At 68.6% G+C, this 22,869-nt stretch carries 21 protein-coding genes; 7 read left to right on the top strand and 14 right to left on the bottom strand.

What is annotated here, in order from left to right:
• Positions 1-4 precede the first annotated feature (4 nt).
• Positions 5-1,396: an FAD-dependent oxidoreductase gene (locus ACI3KU_RS13315; RefSeq protein ID WP_404922789.1), complete on the top strand. Its 1,392-nt coding sequence runs from the start codon at positions 5-7 to the stop codon at positions 1,394-1,396.
• A 10-nt stretch (positions 1,397-1,406) separates the two neighbouring features.
• A complete protein-coding gene (locus ACI3KU_RS13310; protein ID WP_404922788.1) occupies positions 1,407-2,420 on the top strand; it encodes a LacI family DNA-binding transcriptional regulator in 1,014 nt (337 codons plus the stop codon).
• A gap of 141 nt (positions 2,421-2,561) precedes the next feature.
• Here the strand turns inward: ACI3KU_RS13310 and ACI3KU_RS13305 are convergent, their stop codons facing one another.
• From ACI3KU_RS13305 to ACI3KU_RS13285, 5 genes are read right to left on the bottom strand one after another with little or no spacing between them, the layout of a single operon-like run.
• Positions 2,562-3,443 (bottom strand): PmoA family protein, encoded by an 882-nt coding sequence (locus ACI3KU_RS13305; protein ID WP_404922787.1) that lies wholly within the window; start codon positions 3,441-3,443, stop codon positions 2,562-2,564.
• Entirely contained in the window at positions 3,430-4,536 is a 1,107-nt protein-coding gene (locus tag ACI3KU_RS13300; protein WP_404922785.1) for a Gfo/Idh/MocA family protein, read from the bottom strand. Before ACI3KU_RS13300 ends, ACI3KU_RS13305 begins: the two co-directional genes overlap by 14 nt.
• Before the next feature lie 8 nt (positions 4,537-4,544).
• The gene (locus ACI3KU_RS13295) at positions 4,545-5,432 is read right to left on the bottom strand and encodes a carbohydrate ABC transporter permease (RefSeq protein WP_404922784.1); all 888 of its coding nucleotides are present in this window, start codon (positions 5,430-5,432) and stop codon (positions 4,545-4,547) included.
• The gene (locus ACI3KU_RS13290; protein ID WP_404922783.1) at positions 5,422-6,429 is read right to left on the bottom strand and encodes a carbohydrate ABC transporter permease; all 1,008 of its coding nucleotides are present in this window, start codon (positions 6,427-6,429) and stop codon (positions 5,422-5,424) included. Before ACI3KU_RS13290 ends, ACI3KU_RS13295 begins: the two co-directional genes overlap by 11 nt.
• Before the next feature lie 6 nt (positions 6,430-6,435).
• Positions 6,436-7,752, bottom strand: a complete 1,317-nt coding sequence (locus ACI3KU_RS13285) for an ABC transporter substrate-binding protein (protein ID WP_404922782.1) — start codon at positions 7,750-7,752, stop codon at positions 6,436-6,438.
• Positions 7,753-7,989: 237 nt separating this feature from the next.
• On the opposite strand from ACI3KU_RS13285, the gene ACI3KU_RS13280 reads away from it, so the two are divergent.
• A complete protein-coding gene (locus ACI3KU_RS13280) occupies positions 7,990-10,452 on the top strand; it encodes a hypothetical protein (protein WP_404922781.1) in 2,463 nt (820 codons plus the stop codon).
• Positions 10,453-10,549: 97 nt separating this feature from the next.
• Here the strand turns inward: ACI3KU_RS13280 and ACI3KU_RS13275 are convergent, their stop codons facing one another.
• Together ACI3KU_RS13275 and ACI3KU_RS13270 are read right to left on the bottom strand one after the other, a co-directional pair.
• Positions 10,550-11,332 carry an ABC transporter ATP-binding protein gene (locus ACI3KU_RS13275; protein ID WP_404922780.1) on the bottom strand — a complete coding sequence of 261 codons (783 nt, stop codon included), beginning with the start codon at positions 11,330-11,332 and terminating at the stop codon, positions 10,550-10,552.
• 64 nt (positions 11,333-11,396) lie between these two features.
• The gene (locus tag ACI3KU_RS13270; RefSeq protein WP_404922779.1) at positions 11,397-12,350 is read right to left on the bottom strand and encodes an ABC transporter substrate-binding protein; all 954 of its coding nucleotides are present in this window, start codon (positions 12,348-12,350) and stop codon (positions 11,397-11,399) included.
• Between the two features lie 40 nt (positions 12,351-12,390).
• Here ACI3KU_RS13270 and ACI3KU_RS13265 point away from each other — a divergent pair, with 40 nt between their 5' ends.
• From ACI3KU_RS13265 to ACI3KU_RS13255, 3 genes are read left to right on the top strand one after another with little or no spacing between them, the layout of a single operon-like run.
• Entirely contained in the window at positions 12,391-13,440 is a 1,050-nt protein-coding gene (locus ACI3KU_RS13265; protein ID WP_404922778.1) for a FecCD family ABC transporter permease, read from the top strand.
• A complete protein-coding gene (locus ACI3KU_RS13260; protein WP_404922777.1) occupies positions 13,437-14,474 on the top strand; it encodes a FecCD family ABC transporter permease in 1,038 nt (345 codons plus the stop codon). The genes ACI3KU_RS13265 and ACI3KU_RS13260 overlap by 4 nt, the downstream gene beginning before the upstream one ends.
• Positions 14,467-15,267 carry a siderophore-interacting protein gene (locus ACI3KU_RS13255; RefSeq protein WP_404922776.1) on the top strand — a complete coding sequence of 267 codons (801 nt, stop codon included), beginning with the start codon at positions 14,467-14,469 and terminating at the stop codon, positions 15,265-15,267. The genes ACI3KU_RS13260 and ACI3KU_RS13255 overlap by 8 nt, the downstream gene beginning before the upstream one ends.
• Positions 15,268-15,278: 11 nt before the next feature.
• On the opposite strand, the gene ACI3KU_RS13250 is transcribed toward ACI3KU_RS13255, so the two are convergent.
• From ACI3KU_RS13250 to ACI3KU_RS13225, 6 genes are all read right to left on the bottom strand, one after another.
• A complete protein-coding gene (locus ACI3KU_RS13250) occupies positions 15,279-15,827 on the bottom strand; it encodes a HutD family protein (protein WP_404922775.1) in 549 nt (182 codons plus the stop codon).
• Positions 15,828-15,899: 72 nt separating this feature from the next.
• Positions 15,900-16,241 carry a P-II family nitrogen regulator gene (locus tag ACI3KU_RS13245; protein WP_404922774.1) on the bottom strand — a complete coding sequence of 114 codons (342 nt, stop codon included), beginning with the start codon at positions 16,239-16,241 and terminating at the stop codon, positions 15,900-15,902.
• A gap of 28 nt (positions 16,242-16,269) precedes the next feature.
• Positions 16,270-17,541, bottom strand: a complete 1,272-nt coding sequence (locus tag ACI3KU_RS13240; protein WP_404922773.1) for an ammonium transporter — start codon at positions 17,539-17,541, stop codon at positions 16,270-16,272.
• Positions 17,542-17,601: 60 nt separating this feature from the next.
• On the bottom strand, positions 17,602-18,825 hold the full coding sequence (locus ACI3KU_RS13235) for an allantoate amidohydrolase (RefSeq protein ID WP_404922772.1): 1,224 nt from the start codon (positions 18,823-18,825) through the stop codon (positions 17,602-17,604).
• Positions 18,826-20,019, bottom strand: coding sequence for an FAD-dependent oxidoreductase (locus ACI3KU_RS13230; protein WP_404922771.1), 1,194 nt, complete (start codon positions 20,017-20,019; stop codon positions 18,826-18,828).
• A 2-nt stretch (positions 20,020-20,021) separates the two neighbouring features.
• Entirely contained in the window at positions 20,022-21,164 is a 1,143-nt protein-coding gene (locus tag ACI3KU_RS13225) for a tyramine oxidase subunit B (RefSeq protein WP_404922770.1), read from the bottom strand.
• Between the two features lie 147 nt (positions 21,165-21,311).
• Here ACI3KU_RS13225 and ACI3KU_RS13220 point away from each other — a divergent pair, with 147 nt between their 5' ends.
• Complete coding sequence (locus ACI3KU_RS13220; RefSeq protein WP_404922769.1) at positions 21,312-22,220, top strand: LysR family transcriptional regulator; 909 nt, start codon at positions 21,312-21,314, stop codon at positions 22,218-22,220.
• A gap of 94 nt (positions 22,221-22,314) precedes the next feature.
• On the opposite strand, the gene ACI3KU_RS13215 is transcribed toward ACI3KU_RS13220, so the two are convergent.
• The coding region (locus ACI3KU_RS13215; RefSeq protein WP_404922768.1) for a hypothetical protein at positions 22,315-22,869 on the bottom strand (555 nt) is incomplete at its 5' end.

The following is a 22,869-nucleotide window of genomic DNA, read 5'->3' as shown; positions in this document are numbered from 1 at the left end:
TCGCGTGTTGCCGCCGCACACTTCGCCGCTGCTGGATCGGTGGCACCTTCCCCAACCGCTGAGCCCAGACCACACGCTGCCCGTTCTCGCCCACGTCGATGTGCTGGTGGTCGGTGCCGGACCCGCCGGCGTCGCCGCCGCGGTCACCGCTGCCGAAGCGGGGGCTTCAGTGATGGTCGTGGAGCGCTACGGATTCGCCGGCGGCGCGGCTGTCGCGGGGATGTCGGGCACCATCTGCGGCCTCTACCTCGCGAGCGAAGACGAGACACAGGGTCCGGTCCAGGTGGTCCACGGATTCACCGAACGCTTCCGGCGGGAGCTGGATCACCGTGGCGGTCTCACCGCGCCGCAGCGATACGGCCGCACCTTCACGGTGGCGCACGATCCGCTGCGCTGGCGGGAGACGGCCGACGATCTGCTGGCGTCCGCCGGTGTCCGCGTGATGTTCCATGCCGCCGTCACCCGCGCGATCGCTGACGGTGATCGCTGCGAGGGCGTCGTGGTCACCTCCGCCGCCGGCGAAGTGGCAGTGCACGCCGGCCGCATCATCGACGCATCGGGGGACGCCGCCGTGGTGGCGTTGATGGGCGGCGACTACCGCTTCGGCGACGCCGGCCGCATCCAGAACCCCACCATGTTCTTCCGGCTGGGCGGGGTCGATACGGATCGCTTCTGGGAAGCCTTCGGCGAGGACACGATCTGCCCGCCCTGGGTGACGGAGCGCCTCCGGGACCAGCGGGACGCGGGAGCGGACCTCCCGCGCGAGAAGATCTGGGTCTTCCGAACGCCCCGTGCCGGTGAACTGATGGTCAATGCCACCCGGTTGTCGGCACCCGATGGACGAGTGCTCAACGTCATCGATCCGGAGGATTTCACGATCGCCGAGGTAGCCGGTCGTCGTCAGGTGCGCGCCTATGCGCGCTTCTTCGCGGAGGAGATCGCGGGGTGTGCGGATGCGCACGTCGTGGACACGGGCGTGGAGGCCGGAATCCGCCAGACTCGCAGCATCGCCTCGGTCACCGACCTCACCGCCGCGGACGTGGTGGAGCTGCGCAAGCGCGACGACGGAATCGTGCGCTCGCCGTGGCCGATCGAGCTGCACGACGGAGCACGACCCCGCCTGCACTGGCTGCACGATGACTGGTACGACGTGCCCCTGGGATCGCTGCTGCCGGCGGCCATCGAGAACGTGATCGTCGCGGGCCGGTGCCTGGGCGCTGACCACGAGGCGCTCGCGTCCGCGCGCGTCACGGCGCAGTGCTTCGAGTACGGAGCGGCCGCCGCATTTGCGGCGACGATCTCATTGCACGACGACGTCCCTCTGCGCGAGGTCCCCGCCTCGCGCGTTCGCACAGCCATGACGGCCGCCGGGAGTTCCCTTGGTTCAGCGCGCTAACCTGGGATCCATGACCCGGCTCAAGGACGTGGCCGCGGCGGCGGGGGTCTCACCGTCAGTAGCCTCACGGGTGCTCAACGCCGATGTTGACGCCCGGGTGAATGCGGAGACGCGCAAGCGCGTGCTGGAAGCCGCCGCTCGCCTCAACTACGTGCCCGATCATCGTGCCCGCGCCCTGCGGCTGTCCCGCTCCGGTGCTGTGGGGCTCGTGGTGCCGGAAGTCAACAACGCCATCTTCGCCAGCCTCTATGCGGGTGTGCAGGAGACCTGCCAGGCTCAGGGGTCGGCCGTGCTGCTCGGTCAGCTCAACGCCCAGAGCGGCGGCCGCAACGGGCTCGCCTCCCTGGTGGGAAACGGACGCGTGGACGGCGTGATCCTGCAGCGCGCCGAGGGCGTCAGCGACGACAGCCTCGGCCAGCTCATCGAGCTCTCGATCCCCGTGGTGCTGTTCAACTCCCGCCTGGACGGGCACATCGGCTCTGTGGCGCTGGACGATCACCGGGCTGTGGCCATCGCGCTGGAGCACCTGGCGTCGCTGGGCCATCGTGATGTCGGCTTCATCGCCGGCGCCGACCAGCACGATGCCGCAGCGCGTCGTCTCGAGGGATTCACCGCCTCGATCGCGGCACTCGGCATGCGCACGCGCTCGGAATGGATACAGCCGGGTGGCTGGGAGGCCCCGCAGGGTGCCGCGGCGATGCGACGGCTGTTGGCAGCCGACGAGCGCCCGACCGCTGTCGTGGCAGCGAGCACGAACGCGGCTGTCGGCGCGCTTTCGGCTGCGCTGGCGGGCGGCGTGACGGTTCCCGTCGAGCTGTCGCTGATCTGCGTGCAGGACGCGTGGGTGGCCGAGTACACCACCCCCGCGATCAGCGCTGTCGCGATGCCGATGCACGCCGCGGGTGGCATCGCCGCGCGCATGCTCCTGGATCACCTCGGCGGCACGGCACTGGAGGACGTCGTGGTGGCTCAGCCCCGCCCCGTGCTCCACGAGCGGGGCTCCACGGCACCTGTCGCGGACTGAGGCGCCTTTCGTTTCCCATCGCGGTTCCTGAGCGAGCGCCAGCGAGACGAAGGGCACTCAGCAACAGCGGAAGGGGCCGCGGCGCGGGGGCGGGCCGGCGTTGCCGCTCGGGTCGGCCCGACCCCGCACCGCGGGGGCACGTTACAGCGCGGCGCGCACTGCCGCGGGGTCGACGTGCCCGTCCAGCACCAGGAGGCGGTGCCGGAAGTGCAGGGGGGTGTCGGCGGGGAGCACCAGATCCTCGTTGTAGGCGCTGGCCCACCCGATCGCGGAGAACGGGTCGAAGCGGTAGAGCCACGCCTGCACTCCGGGGGCGGAAGGATCCCGGAACGACAGCCCGAGAGTGACCGCAGCGCCGTCACCCGTGCGCCCGTGTACCACGAGCGTGCGGGACTCCGCGCCGGAGGCGGTGATCTCGCCGCCCTCCCCGAACAGACCCTCTGCGGCGAAGTTCTCCCCGAGACGCAGGAACAGACCGCCATAGCCACCGTCGGGTCGGCCCCGACCGGCCGGCGTGGACAGCGCCACGTCGGCGCCGGTGAGACTGCGCAACTCAGTGTCCAGCTCCAGCGAGTAGCCATCGGTGCCGTCGACGCTCAGGGGGACGATCGTCCACTGGCGCCGTTCGTCGATGAGCTCCTCGCCATCGCGCCCGCGCCAACGGACGCGTTCCGCGAGCTCGGCCGCATCGTCCCAGCCTTCGTGCGACATGGACCCGTGATCGTCGATCACCGTGTACCCGCGCTCGAGGTCGTGGAAGGTCCCGCCGCCCCACAGGTTGTGACCATCAACCCGCGGGAACGCGAACTGCAACCCGTGGTGCCAGGGATGATCCTCCGGTGCGAATCCGGTGATCTCCGCGCCGCCGCGGGTGCGCAGCGGATGGAAGTGCGGCTTTGGCAGGTCCACGCGACTCACGTCGGAGGTGAGCGCATAGTGCGCGATCCGGTCGCCGCCGATACTGACGTCCACGCCGTCCGGCGAGTGCTGGATGTGGACCTCGGACGGCTCAACGGAGGGCATGTTTCGCCTCCGCCCGCGCGGGTCCGGCAGCGTCCAGCGCCTCGTAGAACGGGTCTCCCGCGGCGATCTCGCCCCGGGTCACCGGAGCGCCCACGGCGGAGGACTTGTACAGCGCCGTGAGGAACTCGAGCGTCTCTCGCGCCTCGGCGCAGGTGAGCTCGGGCTGTCGTCCTTCCCGCCAGTGCGCGAGGATGTTCGCCAGCTGCGCGCGGTGCGCCTGCACCGGCTCCTCCGGCTCCGCCCAGTCCTCCACCACACGGGTGCCGTCCGCATCCGTGCGACGCACCGACCACTCGTCGAGCAGCGGCATGTACAGCGTGTGCAGGTCCACCGTGGCGTCCTCGGCCATCACCTGCAGGCGCGTCTCCTGGTTGTGACTCAGCACCGTGGAGAGCATGGTGGCGAGCGCGCCGGAGCGGAAGCGGACGGAGGCGACGCTGGCGTCCTCCACCTCGATCGGACGCGAGAGCGTGTCCGCGTAGGCGGCCACCTGCTCCCACGGCGAGTCCATCAGCCAGAGCAGCAGATCGATCGCGTGGTGCGCCTGGCTGGTGGTGGCCCCGGCGAACTCGGTGCGGAACTTCCCGCGCCAGGCGGCGTCCCAGTAATCCGGACCCCGGTACCAACTGGTGTGCGCGACACCGAGAAGCGGACGACCCCAGGTTCCCGCGGCGAGGGCATCGCGCACCTGGCGCGAACCTCCCGAGTAGCGGAACTGCGACACCGTCACACACCACTGTCCGGTGCGCTGCTCGGCCTCGCGGATGCGATCCGCCGAGGCGAGCGAGCCCGTGAGCGGCTTCTCGCAGAACACCCACGACCCGGCCTCCATCGCCTGGATGCTGAGCGGCTCATGCAGGTGCGGCGGGGTGGCGATCACGGTGATGTCGGGTCGCTCCGCGGCGAGCATCTCGCCGAGGTCCGCGTAACCGCGGGTGGGACCGAAGGTCTGCACCGCATCGGCCAGACGCGCCGGGTCGAGGTCGACGATCGCGACCAGCTCGGCCTCGTCTGCCAGTGCGGTGACGGCGGGGAGGTGAGCTGCGGCGCCGATTCCGCCGGCGCCGACAACGGCGATCCGTGCTCTCTTCATCAGTGTGGTCATCCCTTCAGACCTGTAGTGGCGATTCCGGTGGTGAGGTACTTCTGGCCGGCCAGGAAGAAGCCGAACAGCGGACCGAGCGAGAGGACGGCCATCGCGAACATCGGCCCCCAGGCATTGTCGCCGTTGGCGTCCAGGAAGGCGTTGAGTCCGAGCGGGACTGTGTAGGTGCGCGGATCCTGCAGGTAGATCATCGGGGTCAGGAAGTCGTTCCAGGTCCAGATGAACGTGAAGATGGCGGTGGTGGCGAGCGCGGGGATCGTGAGCGGCAGCACGATGTACCAGAACGTCTTCCACGGGCCCGCGCCGTCGATCTTCGCGGCTTCGTCGAGCTCGCGCGGCAGGCCGCGCAGGAATTGCACCATGAGGAAGACGAAGAACGCATCGACCGCGAGGAACTTCGGCGTGATCAGCGGGAGGAACGTGTTCACCCAGCCGAGGTTGGCGAACAGGATGTACTGCGGCACCATCAGCACGTGATGCGGCAGCATGAGCGTCCCCATCATGCAGGCGAAGAAGAACGCACGCAGCTTGAAGTTCAGGCGGGCGAACGCGTAGCCGGCCAGCGTGCAGGCGAACAGGTTGCCCACCACGGACAGCACCGCGACGATGGTCGAGTTCAGGAAGTAGGTTCCGAAGCCGATGCCCGATCCGCGCCAGCCCCGCTCGTAGTTCTCCAGCTCCACCGGGTTCGGCAGCGGGGAGATCTCCGTGAAGATGTGCGCGCCATCCTTGAACGAGGCGCCCAGCATCCAGATCAGCGGGTACAGCATCACGAAGCCGACCCCGATGAGCAGCAGGTGACGCAGCGCGTTGCGCCCGCGTCGGTTGCGTCGGAAGCCGTCGGCGACGTCGCGCGTGTAGTCGGTGGTGATCTCAGTCGTCATAGTGCACCCAGTACTTCGAGGCCCAGAAGTTCACGGCCGTCACGGCGGCGATGCCCACGAAGAGCACCCAGGCCATGGCGCTGGCGTAACCCATCTGGAAGCCGGTGAAACCGCGCTGATAGAGGTAGAGCGTGTAGAACAGGGTCGAGTTGACCGGCCCGCCCGTGCCGCCCGAGATCACGAAAGCCGGGGTGAAGGCCTGGAACGCGCCGATCAGCTGCAGGATCAGGTTGAACAGCACCACGGGGGTCAGCATCGGCAACGTGATGTACCGGAAGCGCTGCCAGGTGCCCACGCCATCCACCGCGCCCGCCTCGTACAGCTCGTTGGGGATCTGACGCAGCGCGGCGAGGAAGATCACCATCGGAGAGCCGAAGGTCCAGACGTTGAGGATGATCAGAGTGCCGAGCGCGGTCTCCGGGGATCCCACCCAGCTCTGTCCGTCGATGCCGAAGATACCGAGAATCTGGTTGATCAGTCCGTTGTGACCGAACATCTGCCGCCACAGCACCGCGATGGCGACGCTCGCGCCGATGAGCGAGGGCAAGTAGTAGATCGAGCGATACACCGCGAGGCCGCGCAGGCCCCGGTTGAGGATCATCGCCAGCAGCAGCGCGAAGGCCAGCTGCAGCGGCACCGAGACGAAGACGTAGACCAGGGTGACCTTGACAGATTCCAGGTACTTCGGGTCGTTCGTGAACAGCTTCACGTAGTTGTCCACGCCCACCCACTGCGGCGGCGCGAGCATGCTGAAGTTCGTGAACGAGAGGTAGAGCGAGTACAGCATGGGCCCGAGGGTGATCACGAAGAACCCGATGAGCCACGGCAGCAGGAACAGGTAGGGAGCGATCCGCTCGTTCAGGCGCGCGGCGCGTAGTCCGCCGCGGCGACGCGGTCCCCGCGTGGTGCGGGGGCGCTGCGTCCCCCGCACCACGTGCGGCTCGTCACCCTGCGACGGCAGATCGTCGGCCGTCAGCCGGTCAGCAGAGAGAGCCATGTCGGATCAGCCCAGTTCGCTCTTGGCCTGCGCGAGGAACTGGTCGGCCGCGTCACTCGCGGAGAGCTTGCCGAACTGCACCTGCTGCGCGAACTCCGCGAACATCGTGTTGACGGTGCCGGAGCCGGTGGGGGCGGGCACGGGTGCTGCAGCGCCGTTCTCCCGGACGCTCTCGATCAGTGCGATCGCCTTCGCGTTCGCCTCGTCGACATCCGCGGTCGCGTCCTTCACCACGTCAGCGTTGGCCGGCACACCGCGATCGATGCCGAGGATAGCGTTGGCCTCCGGGTCGTTGAGCAGGAAGTTCACCAGCTTGGCCGCCTCGGCGGGGTGCTTGGACTGGCTCGAGATGATGAGGTTCATCGCGGCGCGGAGGTACTGACCGGGGGTGTCGCCCTCGCCCGGCATGCGCATCAGCGCGAGCGGGTTCGGGGCCGTGCCGACGACGCCGGCGTACTGGTTGGCGAACAGGAACGTGGAGGTCGCCGTGCCCTGCACCACCGCGTCGTAGGGCGACGGGTACTCGCTCGTGACGTCCGGCGGCGTGGCGGCCTTCGCCTCGCGCATGTCGCTCCAGTAGTTCCAGTAGTCCACCAGGGTGTCCTTGGTGAATCCGATGCCGTCGGCGGTGAGGAACTCCTCGCCGTTCTGCTTCGCGTACACCTCGAACACCTGGTAGCTGTGGGAGAGGTCGGTGACTCCGTAGACCGTGCCGCCCGAGGCCGCCGAGATCGCCGTGGCATAGGTCTTCAGGTCATCCCACGTGTAGTCCTCCTTCGGCACCGCGACGCCGTACTCGGCGGACTTGGTCTCGTCGAAGATGAAGGCGTGCGTGCTGAGGCCGAAGGTCAGCGCGCTGAGGGCGCCGTCGATCGTGTTGGTCTCCAGCAGATCCTTGGGCCAGCCGTCCAGCGAGAGGTTGCCCTCGGAGACGGCGTCGTTGAGGTCCAGGGTCTGGCCGCGGGAGGCGAACTCGCGCAGCACCTCGTTGTAGAACTGGATCACATCGGGCGAGTTGCCACCGGTGTACTGGGTCGTGATCTTGTCGAGGTAGCCGTCGAATCCGCCGAAGTCGCGGACCACGGTGATGCCGGGGTTCTTCTCCTCGAACAGGTCGAGGGCGGCGTTCGTCTTCTCATGACGAGCGTCTGAGCCCCACCACGACATGCGCAGTTCGACGGGTTCCTGAGCCGCCGGCGACTCGCCGCCGCCGCTGCCCGCGGGAGCGGGGTCTGAGGACGCGCCGCAAGCGGAGAGCGCCAGGGACAGGACGGCCGCACCGGCCGCCAGGATCAGGCCTTTACGGCCTCGCTGTGTCACCACGATTGTTTCCGTTTCTCTTCGTTGAGCCCGAACTGACAAGTCCTCGGGTAGCGGATCGTCTAGTTCGGCGGGACGGGGGGCGATTCGAAAGCCAGTTGCACAATCGATTTCGCAACTTCTTGTCTGAACTATAGGACAGCACATCCGCTCCGGTCAACGGATTCCCAAAACGATCCTTCCGTTCCTCCCCGGAGTGCGTTAGATTCGGGCCGTCAACGCTCTGGAAAGGCCTCCGTCGTGATCGCCAATCTCTTCGTCCACCCGTTGGCGACACCGTCGTGGGAACTCGAACCCGCCTCCCCGGTGCGCCTGCATACCCGATCCCTGTGGACAGCTCCCGAACCCGAGGAGCACGGTGCGCCCGCCCGGCGCATCCTCCACAGTCGCGCCCTCTTCACGGATCGGCCGGCCACCCTCCACCGCGTCCGCGTGGGTGCCGCCCCGGGGTATCACAAGTGCGCCAGCGGGCAGGAGCGCGACGCCGTGCTGGACCTGCGCCTGTATGCGCCGGACGGCGACGCCTGGCGGGAGGTGGGACGTATCGCGGGCGATGCCGACACGATCCTGGCGCACGGCGCCACTCTGGAACTGGACGGCCTCACCACCACCGCGCTGGTCGCGCAGGCGCGTCGGGCCGCCACCGACGAGTGGTGGCCGGGGTGGAACCTCGTCACCACCGGAATCACGGTGGAAGGGACGGTCGATCCCACCTGGGAGCCCGCGCCGGAGGGTCGCCTCGAGGTCGCGGGCATCGAGGTCAGCGAGCTGCCCGACGACGTCAGCGCCACGGTGTCGCAGACCGAGGTCCGGTTCCGCACGCCGTTCCTGTCGGTCGGCTTCCGGCTGATCTCTCCCGCGTGGTCCCACCTCGGTCTCGACGAGGACGGGCAGGGCCGCACCGATCGCAACCTGCTGCAGCTGCCGCGCTCCATGGATATCGTGCGCAGTGGCGTGTATCCGTCCGGCGTCTATCCGGTGCTGCGCGACCAGAACGCCGAGTATCTGGGGCAGGGGCCGCGCTTCACCGCGATCGACGGCACGATGCCGCTCGGCTTCCTGCGCTCGGACTACCGCGGCACCACCACGGTGATCGGCAACACGGTCACCTACGACATCGTCAGCGACACCGCCGACCAGCGCTACACGCTGGCGTTCACGGTGGAACGTGATGGGATTCGACTGCGGGCGACACGACAATCGGACCGCGAGCGCCGCGCGTGGACGAGCTCCGCTTGGCACGTGGCCACGGACAATCGCGTCACGCCGTCGGAAGTGCTGGGTGCACCGACTTTCCACGGCGAGACTGGTTTGATCTCCGGCCCGCTGACCTGGCATTTTCCGCGCTACGGCACGCTCAGCATCCGCGCATCCGACGAGGCGCTGTGGCGGAGTGATTCGGTGCGTCCCCTGGATACCAACACGCTGGAGCTCAAGCTCGGCGAGACGCCCACGACGTTCGGCGACTACGTGCTGGCGGCAGGAACCCACACCGCTGAGCTCGACTTGCGCATCGGCGCCCCGCGCTTGTCCACGCTGTCCGATGACGCGTCACCCGCGGTCGCGCGGATGGTGCATCGCCACACGCTCACCGCGCTGTCGTTCCGTCCCGACACCACCACGTACTCCAACAACGGCGCGTCGATGCACTGCACCACCTCGTTAGCGGACGTGTCGGCCATCGCCGAACACTTGCGCGATGCGGACGGGATCACGCCGATGGCGTGGGTCGGCGATTCGCTGCAGCGGTGGCTCGACGGCGCCCCGAGCTACGGCAGCGGCGCGACCTCACACGGCCCGCATCGTCTGGAGGACGAGTACGTGCAGATGGCGGCCAACACGCTCGCCGCAGCCGCGCGGTTCGTCCGATCCTCCCCCGATGGCGATGCGTGGTTCGAGACGAACCGCGCGCCGCTCGTCCGCGAACTGGAGGCGATGCTGGCCCGCGACGTCGACGGTGATGGTCTGGTGGAATCCACCCTCCGTCTGGGCATTTCCGGACAGCACCAGTGGAGCACCGCCTGGGCTGACGTCATCTCCTTCGGCTGGAAAGACGCGTGGGCCAACGCCGTGGTGCACGAGATGTGGCTGCTGTGGGAGCCGCTGCTCGCGCGCCTCGGCGAGGCGGAGCTGGCGGGTCGTATCGCGTCGTCGGCGGCCTTGCTGCGCGCCTCGTACCTTCCGCAGTTCCGCAATCCGGAGACGGGGTTGATCGCGGGCTGGCGGTCACAGGACGGTCAGCTGCACGACTACGGATTCTCCGTGGTGAACGGTGCCGCATGCGCGGGCGAGCTGCTGGATCCCGACCAGGCGCGGGAGGTGCTCACGGCGCTGGCCGATGCCTGGACCGGGATCGGCCTCACCGATTTCCGTAATGGGATCCCGCTGAACCTCTGGCGCATCCCGGAGGAGGACATCGGCGGCGTGATCTTCGGCCTTCCGATGGGCGGCTACCAGCAGGGTGGATACTCCCACCACGGCGCCCGCGTGCTGGTGGACGCCTTCGACCGCGTCGGGATGACCGATCTCGCCGACCGGGTTCTGGAGGGGCTCGCCACCACCATCGCCGACGACACCGCCTTCGGCGGGCTGGGATCGGGAGTGGACTGGCGGATGGCCGATGGAACGCCCAGCGGCTACGAGGGTCAGCTGATCGAGGGCTTCAGCGTCCTGGCCAGCGCCCTCCGCCGCTACGCCGTCTGAGGTACCCGAACCCCTGTCCCGCGAGACTTCCATCTGTGGGCGACAATCGCCGCGTTGCGCGGATTCTCGCCCACATTCGGAAGTCTCGCGGGGTATGTCAGCGCCGCACGACCAGCGGAGTCCCCGTCACCGGATCATCGATCACGACGGAGTCGATGCCGAAGACCTCGCGGATGCGATCCGCCGTCATCAGATCGGCGGGCGCTCCGGTGGCCACCACGCGACCCTCCTTCATGAGAACCAGGTGATCCGCGTATCGGGCCGCCTGATTCAGGTCATGCAGGACCGCGATGACGGTCTTCCCCTCCCCGTTCAGGGTGCTCAGCAGATCGAGCAGGTCGAACTGGTGCGCGATGTCGAGGAACGTGGTCGGCTCGTCGAGCAGCATCACGGGAGCCTGCTGCGCCAGCAGCAGCGCCACCCACACTCGCTGGCGCTGTCCACCCGACAGCTGGTCGACCGCACGCTCGGCGAGTTCCGTGGTCCGCGTCGCCGCCATCGCGTCGCGCACGGCGGTGGCGTCCGCTGCTGTCCATCGCTGCAGCGGCGTGTGGTGCGGGTAGCGCCCGCGGGAGATCAGGTCCGCCACCCGCATGCCCTCGGGGGCGATCGCGTCCTGCGGGAGTAGGCCCATGCGACGGGCGAGCTCCTTGGTGCCGTAGTCCGCGAGCGCCCGTCCGTCGAAGAGCACCTGGCCGGTCTGCGGCTTCAGGACGCGCGCCATCGCACGCAGCACGGTGGACTTCCCCGAGGCATTCGGGCCGAGGATCACGGTGAAGGACCCGGCGGGCAGCTCGAGATCGACGCCGTCGACCGCGATGCGCTCGTCGTAAGCGACCACCAGGTTCCGGGCTTCGAGCGCGGGTGCGGATGAGGACATGCTTTCCTTCGGGACAGGGATCGCCCGCGCGCGCCGGAGAGCGCGCACGGGCGGGAGCCGGGGTTCAGCCGAGCAGCTGTTCGACCTGGTCGATGACGAGTCCGGCGCCCATCACGCCGATGCCGACCATCCACGTGTCATCATCCACGGAGTGTGCGTTCCCCGCGCTGACCGCAGGCAGCCCACCCCACAGACCGGTGATCTTCTGCTCGGTGGTGGCGGCAGGATCCCCGCCCGGGCTCGTGTAGAACACCACGTCGCCATCGATCTGCTCGTACAGCTCAGGGCTGAGCTCCATCATGGAGTACTCGTTCCAGTCGCGGTCGGCGCCGAGGTCGAAGCCCATGTCGGTGAGCAGCGTGCCAGAGAACGTGCCCGGACCGTAGAGGCGGAAGTTGTCGGAGCGGAATCGCACGATGGATGCGGTCTTGTCAGCGGCCCCCACGGCCTCGCCGACGCTCTTCGCTCGCTCCTGAACGCCGGCGATCAGGTCATCCATCTCCTCCGTCTGGTTGACGGCGGCGGCGGTGAGCTCGGCCTGCTCGGTCCAGTTCGTCCCGGTGTCCTCCGAGAACACGGTGGGCGCGATGGCCGACAGCTCCTCGTAGAGCGCCTCATGGCGGACTTTGGAGCCGATGATGAGGTCGGGCGCGAGGTTGGCGATGGCGTCGATGTCGGGTTCGGCGATGTAGCCCACCGGCGTGGTGGTGCTCAGCTCATCGGCGAGATAGGCCGGGAATCCACGGCCGGCGCCGATCTCCGGAGCGCCCACCGGGGTGATGCCGAGGGCGACCAGCGCGTCCAGGGGCGGCGAGTCCAGCACGACGATACGTTCGGGAACCGCGTCGAACTCCTCCTCCCCCATGGCGTGCGTCACGGAGTACCCCGTCGACGTCGCCTCGGCTTGCGCGGGCTGTCCGGCGGCCGGCGCACTGCAACCGGCGGCCAGGAGGGCGAGTCCTGCCAGGCTTGCCAGCACGGTGGAGGTTCGAAGGCGACGCAGGGTGATTGTCTTCATGGGACTTCATCCTATGAAGGTTTGGGTAGGCTAACCAAATATGAGTTCTGAGTCCCTGATCAGCGCGCGTGCCGAGGCCGGTGATCGCACCCGTGCGCGCTGGCCGTGGCGGGCCGCGTTGATCAGCGTGGTTCTGCTCGCCACCACCATCGTGCTCAGCCTCGCGATGGGAGCTCGCTTCATCCCGTTCGACGAGGTGGTGGGATCACTGTTCGGGACCGGAGACCGGAACGTCCTCAACATCGTCGGCGAACTGCGGGTGTCGCGCACCATCACCGGTCTGCTGTGCGGCGTGGCCCTCGGCGCGGCGGGAGTGCTGATGCAGGCACTCACCCGAAACCCGATCGCTGATCCCGGCATGCTGGGTGTCAATGCTGGCGCATCCTTCGGCGTGGTGGCGGGACTCGCCGCGTTCGGCGCCCTCGGCGTCGGCGGGACCGTCTGGTTGGCTCTGGCCGGTGCGGCCGTCGCCTCCGTCGTGATCTTCTGGTTCTCCGGTTCTCGCTTCGCGGCAGCCTCCCCCGTGCGGCTGGTGCTGGCCGGGGTGGCGTTCTCCGCCATCCTGGGCGGCGCCACACAGGCCCTGGTTCTCACCGACGAGCGCATCCTCGACGTCTTCCGTTTCTGGCGGGTGGGTTCCCTCACCGCGCGTCCCGCGGACGACGTGCTCGCCCTCATCGCGTTCGTCATCGTCGGCGCGGTGCTGGCACTGCTGCTGGCCCCGGTGCTGAACCTGATGTCCCTGGGCGATGACAGCGCCATCGCCCTCGGCGTGCGCCCGGGACTGGTGCGCGCTCTCGGCCTCGTGGCGGTCACCCTGCTGTGCGGGACGGCCACCGCCATCGCGGGCCCCATCTCGTTCGTGGGTCTCGTCGTGCCGCACCTGCTGCGACGACTGGTGGGCCCGGACTTGCGCGCGGTGATGCCGCTCGCACTGGTCGTCGCCCCCGCGATGCTCCTGCTGGCCGATACCGCGGGACGAGTGATCGGGCGCGGTGCCGAGGTGCAGGTGGGAATCGTCATGGCGTTCGTGGGAGGGCCGCTGCTCATCGCGTTCGTCCAGGGCCGGCGACGGGCGGGGCTGTCGTGACCGCGCTCCTGCCCGACGATCTCGTCGTCGCGCGCCGTCGCTGGTCGCTGCGAGTGAGTAAACGCATCCTCTGGTGCACCGTCGCGATGAGCGCGCTGCTGCTGGCCCTGTGCGTCACGGCGCTCATGGTGGGCGAGTACGTGGTGACCCCGGAAGCATTGGTGCGGACGCTTCTTGGCGATCCGCCGGCGCGCCTCGACGGCTTCTTCGTGCTCGGTCGCCGCCTGCCCCGCGCGCTCGTGGCGATCATCGTGGGTGTCTGCCTGGCGGTCGCCGGGGCGGTGTTCCAGACTCTGACTCACAACCCGCTGGCCAGCCCGGACGTGATCGGCATCAGCAGTGGCGCCTCCGTGGGTGCCGTCACGGTGTTCCTGGTGTGGAACGGCTCGATCGACCAGGCGGCCCTCGGCGCCATCGTGGGGGCGGTGGTCATGGCGGGTGTCATCATGCTGCTCACCGCGCGCTCGGGACTGCATGGCGTGCAGCTCGTCCTCACCGGAGTCGCGCTGTCCGCAATCGCGATGGCGGTGGTCGACTACGTGCTCACGCAGGTCTTCGTGGCGAGCGCCACCACCGCGCAGACCTGGCTGGTCGGCTCGCTGCAGGGTCGCGGCTGGTCGGATCTGATCCCCGCGGCCGCAGCCCTCGTGGTCGTGATGCCGATCATCGCGACCGTCGCACCCGCGGCGGGGATGATGCCGCTGGGCGACCAGCTGGCGACGGCGCTCGGCGTCCGCGTCACGCGTGCTCGGTGGGTGCTGCTGATCTGCGCCACGCTGCTGGTGGCCGTCGCGGTGGCCACCGCCGGCCCCGTCTCCTTCGTGGCACTCGTCGCACCGCACATCGCACGGCTGCTGTGCGGCCGGGCGAGCCTGATCGTCGCCGGGCTCACCGGCGCGGTGCTGCTGCTGGCCAGCGACCTGCTCGCCCTCTACGCCTTCCCGGCTCCCATCCCCGTGGGCGCGGTCACCATCACGCTCGGCGGCGGGTTCTTCCTGTGGCTGCTGTTCAGAGAAGGAGCCCGCCGTGGCTGATCCTGCCCGCATCGCTCGCGCCCCGCGCCGCCCCCGTCGCGTCGGTGCCCGCGTCTTCCTGGCGACCGTCACCCGCACCCGCCAGCTCACCCCGCACATGCGACGACTCACGCTCACGGCGGCAGAGTTCTCCGACTACGCGCCGATCGGGCCGGACGAGTACCTCGGTCTTCTCATGCCGCGTGATGACGAGGCACCGCTGCGCCTGCCGGAGGAGGGCGGGGAGAACATCCGCGCCGCTGTCGCGGAGATCCCCGAGCACGAACGACCCGACCTCCGCTGGTACACGCTGCGCGCGCACCGCCCTGCGCAGCGGGAGATCGACGTGGACTTCGTGGTGCACGGTGATGAGGGACCGGGCACGCGGTTCGCCCTGCGGGCTCGGATCGGCTCCGTACTGGGCGTGCGCGAGTGCACCGCGCTCTACGCCGCGCTTCCCGAAGCGAGCACCCGGATCATCGTGGGCGATGAGACCGCCCTTCCGGCGATCGCGCGGATCCTGGAAGACACCTCATGCGATCACACCCGGGTGTTCATCGAGATCGGCGACCCCGCCGACGCCCAGCCGCTCGCGGGGGACGTGGAATGGGTTCTCCGCGGTGGTGACCGCCCCGGCGATCGACTCGTGGCCGCAGTGCGCGACGCGGATCTCGGCGCCCGCATCGACTATGCCTGGGTGTGCGGGGAGCGGCTGGCGGTGCAGGAGATCCGCCGCCACCTCGTGGATCACGGTGTCGCGAAGGACCGGATCACCTTCTCCGGGTACTGGCGTGTCGGAGAGGCCCGCCTCTGACGGGCCCGCCCTCACCGGGCGGATACGGCCGGAAGCCAGCGCAGGACCGCGACGGCTTCCCGCGACACGAGACGAACCGGGTCGCGACCAGGCAGCACCACAGTGCCCGGCGTCTCATCGCGGCCCTGGATCCGCGCGTCCGCGAGCGCGACGACGGCATCCGCGCCCGTGACCACCGTCTCGCGGGTCAGCCCCAGCTGGAGCACTGCGTGCGCGCGATCGGTCATCACGTTGAGCACCGTCGCGCCCCCGATCGGAGGGTGGCCGACCACACGGTCCTCGCCTCGGAACCACACTGGTTCGCCCGGTGCGAGCTGGCGGCGCTCCGCTCCGCCGTGCAGCGTCACTCCCGCAGCTGTGAGAGGAATCTGCAGTCGATCACGGCCGGGGAGGAACGAGAACGGCGCCACCGCGTCGATGTCGGCGATGCTGATGCGCCAGTGCGGCCGCGACACCAGCACGCGGGTGACGCCGAGGCCATTGGCCCACGGCTCCGCAGGCACGTCTGTGGGCCGCACGACGTCGACGTCAGTCACCGGCTGTTCCGAATCCAGGAACATGCGCCGAGTCGATGACCGATCCGTCGGATTCATCATCGACTCGGCGCATGTTCCTACGCTCACGACGTCGGGTCAGCGGATCGCGGTGGGGCCGGTCTCACCGGTGCGCACGCGGATGACCTGCAGCACGTCGGTGACCCAGATCTTGCCGTCGCCGATCGCACCCGTCCGCGCCGCCTCCTGAATGGCCGTGACCGCGGCCTCCAGTTCTTCATCGGCGACGACGATCTCCAGGGAGATCTTCGGGAGGAAGTCGACCCGGATGCGCTGGGAGCGGTAGACCTCCACCTTTCCGGCCTGCCCGCCGTGACCCTTCGCGTCGTAGATCGTCATGCCGGTGATCCCGACCTCGGCGAGCGCGGTGCGAACCGGCTCCAGTGCGCTGGGCTGCAGAACTGCGGTGATGAGCTTCATGATCGTGTCCTTGTCTCAGTCGCGGCGCTCAGGAGCGCACATCGTCCAGGTCGTAGGCGGTCTCGGCGTGCAGCGTGGTGTCCAGGCCGGTGCGCTCGGTGCGCTGGCTGACCCGCAGCCCCACGGTGATCTTCAGCAGCCAGGCGATCAGCGCCGTCACGATGAAGGTGTACACGAACACCGCGACGATCGCGAGTGCCTGGGTGCCCAGCAGGCTCCAGTCGCCGCCGAAGAAGATGCCCGTGGCACCGGCCGGGGAGGACGGATCGGCCAGGAAGCCGATCGCCAGGGTGCCGAAGATGCCAGGGAACATGTGGATCGCGACGGCGTCGAGCGCGTCGTCGTAGCCGAGCTTCTCCTTGAGTCCCAGGGTCGCGAAGGCCACGACTCCGGCGAGGAGTCCGATGATGACCGCACCGATCGGGGACACCGAGTTGGCCGCGGGCGTGATGCCGACCAGGCCACCGAGAACACCGGAGATGGCACCCAGCGAGGTGGCCGCCTTGCGCACGATGCGCTCGATGATGAGCCAGCCGAGCAGGCCCGCGCACGCGGCGACGAGCGTATTGGTCACCGCGACGCCGGCGCTGTCGTTGATGCCGCCCGACGATCCGCCGTTGAAGCCGTACCAGCCCACCAGCAGCAGACCCGCGCCCACCACGGCGATCGGGAGGTTGCCCGGTCGGCCGACGTGCGGGAAGTCCTGGCGCTTGCCGAGGAAGAAGGCCAGCACGAGCGCCGCGACACCCGCGTTCATGTGCACCGCGGTACCGCCGGCGAAGTCAATGGCGTGCAGTCGGTTGGCGATCCAGCCGCCGATGGTCGATCCGTCTGCCGAATCGAAGGCGAACACCCAGTGCGCCACCGGGAAGTACACCAGAGTGGCCCACAGCCCGGAGAAGATCAGCCAGGCCGAGAACTTCATGCGGCCCTCGACAGCGCCGCCGATGATGCCGACGGTGAGGCCGGCGAAGATGAGCTGGAACACGGCGATGAGGATCGCCGGAACAGCGCCCTCCGGGGTCTCCGCTCCGAGGAGCGACTGGATTCCGAACAGGTTGGTGGGATCGCCCAGCAGGCCGGCGCCGCCGATCGAGTTCCCGAGCGTGAGGCTGTAGCCGAACAGCACCCACAGCACCGCGGTCACGGCGAAGCCGCCGAGCACGATCATCATGGTGTTCAGGATGTTCTTGGTGCGGGAGAGTCCGCCGTAGTAGAGCGCGAGTCCGGGGAGCATGAGCGTCACGGCGACGGTTGCAGTAAGCATCCAGCCGGTGTTCACCTGGGAGGTGATGTCCATGTCATTCCTTTCGTGATGCAAGTCGGGTAGCCCGGGAATCGTCAGATTCCGGGCGCGGGTTCAGGGGGCGAGCAGGTCCTGCAGCACGGCGGTGAGCGCTGCGACGCCCGCCGTGACATCTGCCGCCTCGGCGGTCTCCGCGGGGGTGTGCGAAGACCCGGTGGGGTTGCGGACGAAGATCATCCCGGTGGGAATGGACTCCGCCAGAACACCGGCGTCGTGGCCGGCACCCGTGTCGAGTACCGGAGCGTCGGGGAGCACGCTCTGCATGCGATCACGCAGCGCCGTGTCGAAGGCGACCGTCGGGGAGAAGGACTGCTCCGTCACGGTGACGATGCATCCCTCTGCGTCTGCGGCGCGACCGGTGGCCGCGACGACCTCGCTGACGATGCGCCGCACGGCGTCCTCGCCGCGGTGACGAACGTCCAGCCACAGATCGACCGCCGACGCGATGACGTTGGTCCCGCCGGGGGTGACCGTCATCCGGCCGACCGTCCCGCGGGCATCATCGATGACGAGCGTGTGCGCCCGCAGGGCTCGGATCGTCTCGGCCGCGACGACGACGGGATCCTGCCGATCCGCCATCCGCGTGGCACCGGCGTGGTCGCCGCGCCCCTCGATGCGCGCGTGCCAGCGGCCGTGGGCAATGATCGTGCCGGCGAGTGCGACCGGCTCGCCGAGGTCGATGAGTCCACGCCCCTGCTCCACGTGCAGTTCGATGAAGGCCGAGATCGCGGCGAGACGAGCGGGATCTGCCCCGATGGCTTTCGGATCGAAACCTGCCTCCGCGGACACCGCGGTGTAGTCGCGTCCGGATTCATCTCGAAGTTCGCGCACCCGCTCGGGCGTGACGGCACCGGAGAGCAGTCGAGAACCGAGACAGGCGACACCGAACCGCGATCCCTCCTCCTCCGGAAAGACGGCGATGGCGAGCGGACGCGAGGGTTCCACCCCGCGCTCGCGCAGCAGATCCACCGCCGCGAGGGCGCTGGCGACCCCCAGTGGGCCGTCGAAATTGCCGCCTCCGGGCACTGAGTCCAGATGTGAACCGGTGACGATGACATCGGTGCGATCGCAGCCCTCGACGTCCCACCAGGCCCAGATGATCCCGTTGCCGTCGGTCTCCACCGCGAGCCCGCGCTGCTCGGCATGGCGCTGGAACCAGGCACGCAGCTCGAGCTCGGCGCCCGAGAACACCGGGCGCGAGTATCCGCCGCGGTCGGCATCGACTCCGATCGATGCGATCTCGGCGAGGAGGGCGTTGGCATCAGCGTGCGTCGTCATTCACACCACCGCCGCGAATCGCTGACCCGTCGCGCGGAACCGCTCCGCGGCAGGCGCGGTGCCGGTGACGAGGTCGTGAACGATCTCACCCAGCAGCGGGGCGAACTTCGCTCCCTGCCCCGAGCACGGCGAGACGATCGTGATGCCGGCCGCGCGGTCGATGATCATGTCGTCGCGCGGGACATTGGTGAACAGGCACGTGGTCTCCTCGTACGGCTCCGGGACGAGACCCGGAGCGAAGGCCGCGACGAAGCGCGTGACCCGCGCGCGGTTCGCCGCGTCGACGACGCCGTCCTGCGCGTAGGCCGACACGATCCGCCTGCCGCCGTTGTACTCCGCGACCTTCTGGCCGCGAAACTGCGCGTCCCGGCCACCCGGCAGGCCATAGGTCTGGATGTTCTCCCCCTTGTAGATGAAGGTGGGCCACGACGTGGACTCGCCCGGTGCGGGCTCCCTCTGATCGGCGAGCGCGCGATAGGGGAAGTGGAAGGCGTTCTCCTGCCGCACCTCGAAGTCGGGAAGGGATCGCGCGAAGGTGCTTGGCAGGTCGAGGTCGCGCAGGAGAGCGGGCAGCCATCCCCCGGCGGCGACGATCACCTGCTCGACGTACAGGGTCTCGCCGGTCGCGGAGGCGAGCACGTACCCGCTGCCGCGATGGGCCACCGAGACCACCTCCCACCCCGTGCGCACCTGTGCCCCGGCGGCTGTCGCGAGGTCGAGCATCGCGAGCACCGACTCCTCGGCGTCGATCACACCGGCACCGGGGTGCCACAGCACCTCGGTGTCGAAGTCCAGGTGCGGCCAGCGCGACGCGGCCTCCGTGCGGGCGAGCAGCTCGTGCTCCACCCCGACGCTGTCCAGAACGTCGGCGAGAGCACGCGGATCGCGCACCGATCCGAAGTCCAGGGCTCCGCTCGGGGTGATGAGTCGGCGACCGCTGGCGGCCTCCAACTCGTCCCACGACCGGCGCGCATCGACGACGAGACTGGCGTAGAACGGATCGAGGTAGCCGTAGCGGAAGATGCGCGCGGACCCGTGAGAGCTCCCCTGCGGAGAGGCAGGCACATCGCGCTCCAGCACGATGACGTCGGCACCCGACTGGGCCAGTCGCCAGGCGACCGACGCACCGGTGAGACCTGCGCCGATGATCGCGTACGTGGCGGATTCCGCGCGTGCGGAGACGGAACCGGGCATGATCAGGCCAGGTCCGGCGTGTTCCAGAGGTTCAGCGTGGTGCCGATGCCGAGCTCGAGGGCGTTCTCGTAGACGGTCTTCGCCCACGCGACGTCCTCGACGCCCATCCCGCCGACGCTGAACAGCACGGGCTGCTCGGGGAACTCGCGACCCGCGGCCGTGCCCTGGAAGACGTCACCGATGTTCACGACGCGAGACTCGTCAAGTTCGCCGGCCTCGATGAGGTCCTGCCAGTAGAGACCGATCATGCCGAACGCCGTCTCGTGCGACGGCGCCGGGTACTCCTCGGCCCAGGCTTCATAGATCTTCTTCGCGTCGGCGATCAGTCGCGCCTTGCCGGAGAGCGTGTACTCCTTGTCCATCCGCAGGTTCGCGGGGAGGCTGAGGAAGGCTCCCGGCTTGATCCAGTCGCCGTCGATGTAGGGATAGTTCTCCGAGCCGACCAGACCCGTGACAGCCTCGGAGACGATGTCGGAGTCACGCACCGCGGCCTCCACGGTCTCAGCGATCTCGATCGTGGTGAACTGCGGGTAGTGCTCGCGCACGTAGTCAGCGAACGCCTCGGACGTGGACCGCCGACGACCATTGATGCGAATCGTGTGCAGCGTGGGCCGAGCGGCGGTCATGGCGTGCAGCGCGCTCTTGTTCATCGCGCCGGGGCCGATGATCCCGAGCGTCGTGGCGTTCACCGGGGCGAGCTTCTTGGCGGCGGCACCGGGGACCGCGGCGGTGCGGTAGGCGCTCTCCAGGTTGCCCGACATGATCGCGAACGGTGCGCCGGTCTCCTTGTCGTTCAGCACGATGAGGTGGATCGATCGCGGGAGGCCCTTCTCGCGATTGTCGACGTTGGAGCCGTACCACTTCACGCCGGCGGCATCGAAGCGCCCGCCGAGGTACGCGGGCATGGCCATGAACCGGCGGTCTGCGGCGTCCAGCGGCATCGTGGGAAACGGCGACGACTGCGGGAAGCTGATCTGCGCGCCGTGCGAGTTGGCGGAGTTCCCGGCCATCCGGTAGTCGCCCTTCGCGACAAGGACGAGCACCTCCTCCATGACCTCCATGCAGCGGTCCATGTCTTTCATGCCGGCGGCGATCACGTCAGGCTCGCTCAGGTAGAGCATGTCGATCCGGGTGTCTGCGGTCATGGTGTGGGCCTTTCATCGAGTCCTTCCCCTCCAGAGAAGCGGTCAGAACAAACCCTGGTCAAATACCTTTTCTCGCTCGGATTGATAGCGTTTTGCTCGCAATGATCCGGAAACGTCGCGGTAATACGGCCGGCGTATCGTGCCCTCATGGAACTCCGTCAGCTGCGCTACTTTCTCGCGGTGGCGGACGAGCTCCATTTCGGTCGAGCGGCCAGACGACTGCACATGTCGCAGCCTCCGCTGAGCGTTCAGGTGAGCCGGCTCGAGCAGGAGGTGGGAGTGCCGCTCTTCGAGCGCAGCACCCGGCGCGTGTCCCTCACCCCCGCCGGCCGACACCTGCAGGAGCGGGCGCGACGGATCATCGAGGAGGTCGAGGGCGTCCGCGCGGAGATGCGCGACTACGTGGACGGGCTGGCCGGGCAGCTGACGGTCGGGTTCGTCAGCTCCGCGAACTACACGGTGCTGCCCGAGGTCACGCGTCGCTTCCGCGCCGAGCGCCCGCGCGTCTCCCTCTCCCTGGTGCCGCTCACATCGGGCGAGCAGTTCGATCGGCTGCGCGAGGGAACCCTCGACGTCGGCATCGTGCGCGACGACCTCCCGAACAGCGCCTTCGGTCCGACTCTCGCCACCGAGGTGGTGTTCGAGGAACGCCTGGTGATGTGCCTGCCGAGCGATCATCCGCTGGCCTCGCGCACCGAGGTGAGCGTCACGGACATCCTCGAGGTGCCGATGATCTCCTACCCTCGCTCGCTCATGGCGGGGTTCGTCACGCGTGTGGACGAGACCCTCGGAATCACCCCCGGCACGATGCGCGTGGTGGAGGAGGTGGTGCACCAGGAGACGGCGCTGGCCTTCGTCGCGGCCGGCGTCGGCGCCAGCATTCTCCCCGAGTCAGTGCGCCAGCTCGCACCCCCGTCGATCACAGTGGTCCCGATCGCCGGATCCCCCACCACCCGCCTGCTGGCGGCATGGCGGGAGAGCGAGGACGAGGACGCCACCCGTCACGCGTTCATCGACTGCCTCCGCGCCGCCGCCACCCTCCTGCCTACGGGCTGAGGGCGCCGCAGCGCATTGATTCGGCGGTAGTCAGCGTCGGGGCCGTCGGCAGCCTGGCGAAAGACTGGATCTCGATGACCGGTGAAGATCGAGCCTAACGAGAGACCAGGGAGAGCAACACAGCACCCACGAGAAGCCCAACCGACAAGAGAGTCAGAACGACCGCGTTGATTCGCTCAGACGGTCGAGAGCGACGCTGCATTCCGGTTATGTACCGCACGGTCCCAGCGGTGGCGATCGCGCAGGCGAGAAAGAGCGGACCGGATAGCTGCATGAGGTATCGTTCCGCCAGAAGTTTAGGGATGAAGTTCAGCCAGATCGAGATCGAAAGCAATATCAAGAAAACAAACCCATAGCCGCGGATCATTCCCGGTGTCGCCTTATCAGCAGCTTTGCGACCAGGCTTCGTTGCCCCCCAGGGGGACACATCATGCATCTGTCGGTGAAAAGCCGCAGCAATGGGGGCGGGAATTGTCACCATGAACGCTCCAATAAAGAGGCTCTTCGCAGTTGAGGGTGTAAGCGAGGGCGGGCGGTTGGTTCGCGGATAGGCGTCGAGGTCTTCCAGGATGGAAGTTCTCACACTGACCATCCGCCGGAAGACCTCGACTTGCACCAGCCTACGTTCGCGACCCCTGACCTGACCACG

The organism is Microbacterium sp. ZW T5_56, from assembly GCF_044987425.1.
GTDB lineage: Bacteria > Actinomycetota > Actinomycetes > Actinomycetales > Microbacteriaceae > Microbacterium.
The sequence above is the reverse complement of the archived record's forward strand: the minus strand, read 5'-3'. Positions and strand labels throughout refer to the sequence as shown.

What these genes read in the sequence shown, in the direction of transcription:
- ACI3KU_RS13310 (WP_404922788.1), top strand. Translation starts at nt 1,407, where the DNA reads ATGACCCGGCTCAAGGACGTGGCCGCGGCGGCGGGGGTCTCACCGTCA.
- ACI3KU_RS13305 (WP_404922787.1), bottom strand. Translation starts at nt 3,443, where the DNA reads ATGCCCTCCGTTGAGCCGTCCGAGGTCCACATCCAGCACTCGCCGGAC.
- ACI3KU_RS13300 (WP_404922785.1), bottom strand. Translation starts at nt 4,536, where the DNA reads ATGAAGAGAGCACGGATCGCCGTTGTCGGCGCCGGCGGAATCGGCGCC.
- ACI3KU_RS13295 (WP_404922784.1), bottom strand. Translation starts at nt 5,432, where the DNA reads ATGACGACTGAGATCACCACCGACTACACGCGCGACGTCGCCGACGGC.
- ACI3KU_RS13290 (WP_404922783.1), bottom strand. Translation starts at nt 6,429, where the DNA reads ATGGCTCTCTCTGCTGACCGGCTGACGGCCGACGATCTGCCGTCGCAG.
- ACI3KU_RS13275 (WP_404922780.1), bottom strand. Translation starts at nt 11,332, where the DNA reads ATGTCCTCATCCGCACCCGCGCTCGAAGCCCGGAACCTGGTGGTCGCT.
- ACI3KU_RS13270 (WP_404922779.1), bottom strand. Translation starts at nt 12,350, where the DNA reads ATGAAGACAATCACCCTGCGTCGCCTTCGAACCTCCACCGTGCTGGCA.
- ACI3KU_RS13265 (WP_404922778.1), top strand. Translation starts at nt 12,391, where the DNA reads ATGAGTTCTGAGTCCCTGATCAGCGCGCGTGCCGAGGCCGGTGATCGC.
- ACI3KU_RS13250 (WP_404922775.1), bottom strand. Translation starts at nt 15,827, where the DNA reads ATGTTCCTGGATTCGGAACAGCCGGTGACTGACGTCGACGTCGTGCGG.
- ACI3KU_RS13245 (WP_404922774.1), bottom strand. Translation starts at nt 16,241, where the DNA reads ATGAAGCTCATCACCGCAGTTCTGCAGCCCAGCGCACTGGAGCCGGTT.
- ACI3KU_RS13240 (WP_404922773.1), bottom strand. Translation starts at nt 17,541, where the DNA reads ATGGACATCACCTCCCAGGTGAACACCGGCTGGATGCTTACTGCAACC.
- ACI3KU_RS13235 (WP_404922772.1), bottom strand. Translation starts at nt 18,825, where the DNA reads ATGACGACGCACGCTGATGCCAACGCCCTCCTCGCCGAGATCGCATCG.
- ACI3KU_RS13230 (WP_404922771.1), bottom strand. Translation starts at nt 20,019, where the DNA reads ATGCCCGGTTCCGTCTCCGCACGCGCGGAATCCGCCACGTACGCGATC.
- ACI3KU_RS13225 (WP_404922770.1), bottom strand. Translation starts at nt 21,164, where the DNA reads ATGACCGCAGACACCCGGATCGACATGCTCTACCTGAGCGAGCCTGAC.
- ACI3KU_RS13220 (WP_404922769.1), top strand. Translation starts at nt 21,312, where the DNA reads ATGGAACTCCGTCAGCTGCGCTACTTTCTCGCGGTGGCGGACGAGCTC.